Here is a 1,801-nt window from a genome sequence, read left to right as displayed (position 1 = left end):
CCCCTCAGTCAGCTTCGCTGACAGCTCCCCCAGAGGGGGAGCATCCTGAGTCCTAGGCCGCGCAGGCCTCGAAGCCGGCCTTCAAGGCGGCCTCGTCCAGATTGCGGCCGATGAAGACCATCCGGCTGAAGCGGTCTTCCTCGGGCTTCCAGTCGCGCTGGAAATCGCCCTCCAGAATCATGTGCACCGCCTGGAACACCAGCCGGCGCTCCTCCCCGGCCACGTCCAGGATGCCCTTGGCCCGCAGGATGTCGGGGCCCTGGTCGGCCAGCAGCTGGTTCAGCCAGGTGGTGACCCTCTGCCCATGAATCGGCTTGCGGAGGGTCAGCGAGATCCCACGGATGCCGGCCGCGGCCGCATGGTCCTGATGCTGATGAGCGTGATCGTGGTGAGAATGATCGTGATCGTGATGATCGTGGTCGCAGTCCTCGTCGTGCACATGACCTTCCTCGCCATGCGCCGGGTTCAGGAACTCAGGGCTGATGTCGGTGATGCGGGCCAGGTCGAAGCCGCCGCGGCCCAGGATGGCGTCCAGCGGCACGTTAGAGCGCTGGGCCCGGTGAATGGGGGCCAGGGGATTGATCCGGCGGATCGCGGCCTCCACGGCCTTCAGCTCGGCCTCGGTCACCAGGTCGGTCTTGTTCAGCACGATCTGGTCGGCGAAGGCGATCTGCTCGACCGCTTCCCGGGAATCGGCGAGCCGAGGGGCAGGTGCTTGGCGTCCACCACGGTGGTGACGCTGTCGAGCTGCGTCTTGGCCTTCACGTCGTCATCGACGAAGAAGGTCTGGGCCACGGGCCCCGGATCGGCCAGGCCGGTGGTCTCCACGATGATGGCGTCGAAGCCGCCCTTGCGCTTCATCAGGCCCGACAGCACCCGGATCAGGTCGCCGCGCACCGTGCAGCAGACACAGCCGTTGTTCATCTCGAACACTTCCTCGTCGGCGCCGACGATCAGTTCGTTGTCGATGCCCACCTCGCCGAACTCGTTGACGATCACGGCATAGCGCTTACCATGGTCCTCGGTGAGGATGCGGTTGAGCAGGGTGGTCTTGCCGGCGCCGAGATAGCCGGTGAGGACGGTGACGGGGGTCTTGGCGTTCATGGGGCTCATCTAGTCATTGTCGGCGCGGGATGGAACAGGCGCCGCACAGGGGATCGCTTGACCTTGGACAAGTGTTATAGAATAACACCCTTTCGCGCCCTCCCCCCAGCACTCTATATATAGGCGACCGTGACCACCGCCGAACCCCCCGCCGACGAGCCGATGGACGCCTTCCGGGGCGACCGGGTCTATCTGGGCGCCGATCACGCCCGCAATGAACGGCGGACCTGGATCGTGGCGACGATCTGCCTGGCCACCCTGGCGGCCCAGGTGACCGGCGGGTTGATGTTTAACTCCATGGCCCTGGTGGCCAACGGCCTGCACATGGGCGCCCACCTGGCCGCCCTGTTGGTGGCGGCCGGCGCATACGCCGTGGCCCGCACCTATTCCGCTGATCCGCGCTTCTCCTTCGGTACCGGCAAGGTGGGCTACCTGGCCGGCTTCGCCAACGCCGCGGTCCTCGGAGTCACCGCCCTGCTGGTCACCATCGAGAGCGTGGAGCGCCTGCTCGCGCCCGCGGACGTCGAATATGACGGCGCCCTGGTGCTGGCGGCCGCCGCCCTGGCGGTGAACCTGGTTTGCGTCTGGCTGTTGAAGCCCGCCCAGAGCCACGCCCACGACCGGGACGGGGACCTGAACCTGTCGGCCGCCCACCTGCATCTGGCCGGCGACGCGGTGATCTCCGGGCTCGCCATCG

At 66.9% G+C, this 1,801-nt stretch carries 1 protein-coding gene and 1 pseudogene; one reads left to right on the top strand and one right to left on the bottom strand.

What is annotated here, in order from left to right:
* Window positions 1–52: 52 nt before the first annotated feature.
* Window positions 53–1,113, bottom strand: a pseudogene (locus RMO97_RS03050) (CobW family GTP-binding protein).
* 120 nt (window positions 1,114–1,233) lie between these two features.
* Between RMO97_RS03050 and RMO97_RS03045 the strand changes: the two are divergent.
* Window positions 1,234–1,801: cation diffusion facilitator family transporter (locus tag RMO97_RS03045; RefSeq protein WP_310539072.1), on the top strand; the 568-nt coding region annotated here is incomplete at its 3' end.

Source organism: Phenylobacterium sp. (assembly GCF_031425575.1).
Lineage (GTDB): Bacteria > Pseudomonadota > Alphaproteobacteria > Caulobacterales > Caulobacteraceae > Phenylobacterium.
Note: the sequence above shows the minus strand (reverse complement) of the source record. Positions and strands in the feature narration are given on the sequence as shown.